Source organism: Mucilaginibacter sp. (assembly GCF_039935595.1).
GTDB lineage: Bacteria > Bacteroidota > Bacteroidia > Sphingobacteriales > Sphingobacteriaceae > Mucilaginibacter.
The window spans coordinates 52,833-59,181 of record NZ_JBDTJZ010000216.1 but is presented as its reverse complement, the minus strand read 5'-3'; the positions used below and the strand labels follow the sequence as shown (position 1 = coordinate 59,181).

Sequence of the window (6,349 nt, the reverse complement as noted above, 5' to 3'; positions counted from 1 at the left end):
GGCACACCCGAAACCGAACAACAAATAAAAGACGAAACTAAGGCTACTATACGTTGTATTCCTTTAAATAATAAACAAGAAGAGGGTAAGTGTATTTTGACCGGCAAGCCAAGTACACAAAGAGTCTTGTTTGCAAGAGCATATTAAGCCCCCCGGCCCCCTAAAGGGGGAGTAATGGAGGCATTTAAAATAATTATTCACCATTTAGTACCCCCTTTAGGGGGCGGAGGGGGCATGAAATTCGCAACAAAAGCTATACACGCAGGGCAGGAGCCCGATCCAACAACAGGGGCGGTGATGACGCCTATATATCAAACATCAACCTATGCACAGGCTTCGCCGGGCGACCATAAGGGTTATGAGTACTCGCGTGGTACAAACCCAACACGTGTTGCGCTGGAGAATTGTTTGGCTGCTTTGGAGAATGCTAAATACGGTCTTGCTTTTTCAAGCGGCATGGGTGCAACCGACGCCGTGATGAAGTTATTATTACCCGGTGATGAGGTAATTACCGGTAACGATCTGTACGGCGGTTCGTACCGCATGTTTACCAAAATATTTGCCAATTACGGCATCAAGTTTCATTTTATTGATCTGTCAAACCCCGAAAATATCCGCGGTTATATCAATGATAAAACCAAGTTGATTTGGATTGAGACGCCAACCAATCCTACCATGCAAATTGTGGATATTGCAGGCGTTGCCAGGATCAGCAAAGAAAAAAATCTGCTGCTGGTGGTGGATAATACCTTTGCCTCGCCATACCTGCAAAATCCTATGGACCTGGGTGCCGATGTGGTAATGCACTCTGTAACCAAATATATCGGCGGACACTCGGATGTGGTAATGGGTGCTTTAATGTTGAATGATGAAGCCTTGTATAAACGCTTATGGTTTATTTATAACTCCTGTGGCGCAACACCTGGCCCAATGGACAGCTTTTTGGTGCTACGCGGCATAAAAACCCTGCACCTGCGCATGAAGGCCCATTGCGAAAATGGCCGTAAAATAGCCGAATTTTTAAAAACCCATCCGCGGGTTGATAAAATATATTGGCCGGGCTTTACCGACCATCCTAACCACGAGATAGCCAAAAAACAAATGCGCGATTTTGGCGGGATGATCTCCATCACCCTAAAAGGAGCTGATTTGCAGGAAACATTTAAAGTAGCCTCATCCTTTAAAGTATTTACCCTGGCCGAATCATTAGGCGGGGTAGAATCATTAATAAATCACCCGGTTACCATGACGCATGCCTCAATACCTAAAACGGAACGTGAAAAAGTGGGTGTGGTGGATAACCTACTACGTCTAAGTGTAGGAGTGGAGGATATTGATGATTTGCTGGATGATTTGAAGCAGGCACTAAGCCCCCCGACCCCCTAAAGGGGGAATATAGCATTATGGCAAATCAAAAACTCCCCCTTCAGGGGGCTGGGGGGCTAAAGGGTTTCCTCGACACCAAAGTAACCCAATACAACCGCCCCGAGTTTATAAAAAACGACCCGGTTTGCATCCCGCATCTGTTCACCAAAAAGCAGGATATCGAGATTATGGGTTTTTGGGCGGCAACGCTGGCCTGGGGGCAGCGGGTTACTATCATCAACAAATGCCGGGAGCTAATCGCCCTGATGGATGGCGCGCCGTATGATTTCATCATGAACCACCAGGATATCGACCTGAAAAAGCTATTGCACTTTAAACACCGCACTTTCAATGATATTGATACACTGTACTTTATAGCGTTTTTTAGGCATCATTACACAAATCATGATTCATTAGAAGATGCTTTTATTCCCTCTAAATCCCCTCTTGTCATTTCGAGCGATAGCGAGAAATCTATGAAGCTACAGGTAGAAAATATATCTTCGATAGAAACTTATCTTAATCATTTTAGAGGTTACTTTTTTTCTCTGCCAGACTTTCCTCATCGTACCCAAAAGCATGTATCCTCGCCCTCGCAAAAATCAACCTGTAAGCGCTTGAATATGTTTTTACGCTGGATGGTACGCAAGGATGATTGCGGTGTTGATTTCGGTATTTGGAACCAAATAAAACCCGCCGACCTGATATGCCCCTGCGACTTACATGTTGACCGTGTGGCCCGCCAACTTAAACTCATCACCCGCAAACAAACCGACTGGCAAACCGCTGTTGAACTAACCGAAAAACTTCGGGAACTTGACCCTGCCGACCCGGTTAAATATGATTTTGCCCTATTTGGTTTAGGTATTGAAGAACGCTGGGGAATTGACGCGTTAATTTCGGATATTTAGAATTTGATACTCTATTGTCATTTCGAAACGAAGTGAGAATCTTATATAAGCGCTTTATAGCAGAGCGTATAAGATTTCTCCTCGTACCTCGTTCGAAATGACAATCAGCTGTTTATTTTATGAGCGAAGAATATACCCTATCCCGTTTTCTAACCGGCAAATCAGAACATACACTGATGCTGTTTCATCATTTTGTGGATGAATACCAAAAATTGGCCCCGGTAACCCTGCATCCGGCTAAAACCATGATTGGTATAGCTAACTCGCATAAGCGGGTAGCTTATATTACGCAATTAGGCAAAAACTTTATTCACGTGGTTTTCCCGTTTAAGCAACGGTATGAAGATAACCTTTGTTTCCAAAAAATAGCCCAGGTACCCGGCGACCAGCAATGCAACCACCATTTACGGATTTACCATGTTGATGATATTAATAATGAGGTGCTGGGATTTATGCGGTTGGCGTATGATGATGAGAATGTCTAAAGGCAATGACGCGTATGTTAGTTACTCCCCCTTCAGGGGGCCGGGGGGTTAAATATACTTAGTTCCAAACTTTTGTTTCACGTCGGCAACCACCTTTTTAACGTTTTGCTCCTGGTCGCGTGGGCATATCAGCAAGGTGTTATTTGATTCTACCACAATAAAATCATGCAGGCCCTGTAATATCACCAGTTTATCATGAGGTACATTAACCATACAGTTTGACGAGTCGTACATAATTACCTTTTCTGATGGTATCACGGCATTACCAACATAATCTTTATCAGCAAGGTCGTAAATAGATGCCCAGGTACCCAGGTCAGACCACCCAAACTCTGATGGCAACACGTACACATTATCAGCCTTTTCCATAATACCATAATCAATAGATATATTGGTACACTGCTGGTAGGCCTGGTTAACATGCACACGTTCGGTATCGGTGTTATAATGTGCACGGGCATCTGCAAAAATTTCATACATATCAGGCAGGTAGGCGCTAAAGGCATCAACAATAGCCTTTGCTGACCATACAAATATCCCCGCGTTCCATAAAAAATCGCCGCTTTGAATAAAAGTTTTGGCAATCTCCAGCGTAGGTTTTTCGGTAAAGGTTTTTACTTTATGAAAATCGTTGTTTATGGTTTTATCCGTAAACTGTATATAGCCATAGCCAGTATCGGGCCTTGATGGTTTAATACCCAGGGTTATCAGGCATTTGTTTTCGGTAGCTGTTTTCAATGATTTTTCAATGGTGGCTACAAATGCGGCCTCATCCAGTATCAAATGGTCAGACGGTGCCACAACAATAGCCGCGTCGGGGTTCATGCTTTCTATTTTAAAACAGCCATAAGCCACACAAGGCGCCGTGTTGCGCATTACCGGTTCGGTTAATATTTGTCCGTCGGCCATGTCTGGTAATTGTGTTTTTACCAGGCTGGTGTAGTTTTCGTTGGTAACTACATATATATTTTCTTTAGGGCAAACCTTTAAAAAACGCTCGTAAGTGTTTTGTATCAGTGTTTTTCCTGTTCCCAGTATATCAATAAATTGTTTTGGATGAGATGTTCGGCTTATGGGCCAAAAGCGGCTTCCGATGCCGCCAGCCATTATAATAGCGTAATGATTTTTGTTCATCATTTGATGGAAAAAATGTATAAAATACTTGCAGCAAATTTGTATATTTAATATGATAAATAAACACTAAGGGTGTGAAATAATTAAGCCCTTGCGCAAGCGTTTTGTTTAAATGCATAAATAAACAAATTGTTTTTTGGGCATTAATAGTTTTTACGTAAAATTTTAATGTAAATACTGCGTTAATTCATAAATTTTTGTTACTTTAACTTTTATATTAATAAAATAAGCATAAAAATACATAATGGTAGAAGCCCAAAAATCGCTTTTTGATAATCTTCAGAACTTTTTTGGATTTGATAATTTCAAAGGCGAGCAAGAAGCGATCATAACAAACATATTATCAGGCAATGACACTTTCGTGATCATGCCTACCGGTGGGGGCAAATCTATGTGCTACCAGCTGCCGGCTTTAATGAGCGAAGGTACAGCTATTGTAATATCGCCTTTAATTGCTTTAATGAAAAACCAGGTTGACCAGTTAAGGGCATTTGGCGGATCAGACAGCATTGCGCATTTTTTAAATTCATCATTAACAAAGTCAGATATTGCCAGGGTTAAAGAGGATGTGCTGGGCGGCAAAACCAAATTATTATACGTTGCACCCGAATCATTGACCAAGCAGGAAAACATTGATTTTTTGCGCCTTAACCAGGTATCATTTGTAGCGGTTGACGAGGCACACTGTATATCAGAGTGGGGCCATGATTTTAGGCCCGAGTACCGTAAAATACGCCAGGTTATCAGTAACATAGGCGATAATATACCTATTATAGCCTTAACGGCTACAGCCACGCCAAAGGTGCAGCAGGATATACAGAAAAACCTGCAGATGAATAATGCCACCATCTACAAGTCGTCATTTAACCGTTCAAACCTTTATTACGAGGTACGCGCCAAGCGTAATGTTATCAAAGAGATTGTAAAGTTTGTTAAACAAAACACGGGTAAATCGGGCATTATATATTGCCTTAGCCGTAAAAAGGTAGAAGAGGTTGCCGAGGCTTTATCGCTTAATGGCATCAAGGCTTTACCTTATCATGCCGGTTTGGAGCCTAAGCTAAGGGCTGATACGCAGGACAAATTCCTGATGGAAGATGTGGATGTTATTGTAGCCACCATAGCCTTTGGTATGGGTATTGATAAACCTGATGTGCGCTATGTGATACACCACGATGTGCCTAAAAGTATGGAAGGCTATTACCAGGAAACCGGACGCGCCGGGCGCGATGGCGGTGAGGGGGTATGTGTAGCTTTTTATTCGCAAAAGGATATTGATAAGCTGCAAAAGTTTATGAAGGATAAGCCGGTTGCCGAAAGGGAAATTGGTACGCAGATATTAAAAGAAGTAATTGACTACGCCGAGTCGTCGGTTTGTCGCCGTAAGCAGCTATTGCATTACTTTGGAGAGAACTTTAACGAGGCCGGTTGTAACAGCATGTGCGATAACTGCAGTTCGCCAAAGCAATATTTTGACGGCGAGGAATACCTGCATAAAGCCCTTAGTTTGATAAAACAGATAGGTGAGAAGTTTGACGATCACCATATCATCAGCATATTAATGGGCGAGGATAACCAGCTGATACATAATTACGAACATCATTTGCTGGATATGTTTGGATCGGGCAAGGAGCAAGGGGCTATTTTATGGAACTCGTTGTTAAGGCAGGCATTGTTAAACAATTATCTTTCAAAAGATATTGACCAGTACGGTTTATTGCGCTTAACCAAAAGCGGTAACGCCTTTTTAGATAACCCGCATAGCATCCGGTTTATTATGAACCGGGTTATTGAGGCTGCTGATGATGACGATAGCGAGGATGGCCCTAAACAAGGTGGCGGCGCGTTAGATACCGAACTGCTGCAAATGCTGAAGGACCTGCGCAAAAAAATGGCCAAGCAAAAAGGTTTGCCGCCGTTTGTATTGTTTCAGGATCCATCACTCGAAGAAATGTGTACGCATTACCCAATAACACAGGATGAGCTAAAGCAAATTTCGGGTGTGGGAGCTGGCAAGGCGCAAAAATTTGGTGCTCAGTTTATTGATCTTATCAAAAAATATGTGGAGGACAATGATATTGACCGCCCCGTTGATATGGTGATCAAGAGCGCGGCCAATAAATCGGCGCTTAAAGTATTCATTATCCAGAATATTGACCGCCATTTAAACCTGGACGACATTGCCGCTTCAAAAGGCTTAACCTACGAAGAAGTTTTAAAAGAGGTAGAAACTATAGTAAACTCGGGCACCAAGCTTAACCTTAACTATTATATTGATGAGGTTATTGACGAGGATAAACAAGATGAAGTATTTGATTATTTCCGCACCGCCGAGATAGACTCTATAGACGATGCATTGGTTGAATTAGGCAGCGATGATTATACCCGCGAAGAAATACAACTGATGCGGATAAAGTTTATGTCTGAATTAGGAAATTAGATTAAAAAAGAAGA

Annotated in this window: 6 protein-coding genes; 5 read left to right on the top strand and 1 reads right to left on the bottom strand. The window is 42.4% G+C overall.

Features of this window, described 5'->3' with window-relative positions; translation table 11 throughout:
* The 4 genes from ABI367_RS15680 to ABI367_RS15665 form a co-directional block, all read left to right on the top strand.
* Positions 1–147: hypothetical protein (locus tag ABI367_RS15680; protein ID WP_462227781.1), on the top strand; the 147-nt coding region annotated here is incomplete at its 5' end.
* Positions 148–234: 87 nt separating this feature from the next.
* Positions 235–1,386: a cystathionine gamma-synthase gene (locus tag ABI367_RS15675; protein WP_462227779.1), complete on the top strand. Its 1,152-nt coding sequence runs from the start codon at positions 235–237 to the stop codon at positions 1,384–1,386.
* A gap of 17 nt (positions 1,387–1,403) precedes the next feature.
* The gene (locus tag ABI367_RS15670) at positions 1,404–2,276 is read left to right on the top strand and encodes a TIGR02757 family protein (protein WP_462227778.1); all 873 of its coding nucleotides are present in this window, start codon (positions 1,404–1,406) and stop codon (positions 2,274–2,276) included.
* A gap of 119 nt (positions 2,277–2,395) precedes the next feature.
* Positions 2,396–2,761: a DUF5655 domain-containing protein gene (locus ABI367_RS15665; protein WP_462227777.1), complete on the top strand. Its 366-nt coding sequence runs from the start codon at positions 2,396–2,398 to the stop codon at positions 2,759–2,761.
* Positions 2,762–2,809: 48 nt separating this feature from the next.
* Here the strand turns inward: ABI367_RS15665 and ABI367_RS15660 are convergent, their stop codons facing one another.
* On the bottom strand, positions 2,810–3,895 hold the full coding sequence (locus tag ABI367_RS15660; RefSeq protein ID WP_462227780.1) for a mannose-1-phosphate guanylyltransferase: 1,086 nt from the start codon (positions 3,893–3,895) through the stop codon (positions 2,810–2,812).
* A gap of 244 nt (positions 3,896–4,139) precedes the next feature.
* Here ABI367_RS15660 and recQ point away from each other — a divergent pair, with 244 nt between their 5' ends.
* Positions 4,140–6,335: a DNA helicase RecQ gene (gene recQ / locus ABI367_RS15655; RefSeq protein WP_462227776.1), complete on the top strand. Its 2,196-nt coding sequence runs from the start codon at positions 4,140–4,142 to the stop codon at positions 6,333–6,335.
* Positions 6,336–6,349 lie beyond the last annotated feature (14 nt).

Excerpts from the sequence above, each read along its gene's own strand:
- ABI367_RS15675 (WP_462227779.1), top strand. The coding sequence starts at position 235 with ATGAAATTCGCAACAAAAGCTATACACGCAGGGCAGGAGCCCGATCCA.
- ABI367_RS15670 (WP_462227778.1), top strand. The coding sequence starts at position 1,404 with ATGGCAAATCAAAAACTCCCCCTTCAGGGGGCTGGGGGGCTAAAGGGT.
- ABI367_RS15665 (WP_462227777.1), top strand. The coding sequence starts at position 2,396 with ATGAGCGAAGAATATACCCTATCCCGTTTTCTAACCGGCAAATCAGAA.
- ABI367_RS15660 (WP_462227780.1), bottom strand. The coding sequence starts at position 3,895 with ATGAACAAAAATCATTACGCTATTATAATGGCTGGCGGCATCGGAAGC.
- recQ (WP_462227776.1), top strand. The coding sequence starts at position 4,140 with ATGGTAGAAGCCCAAAAATCGCTTTTTGATAATCTTCAGAACTTTTTT.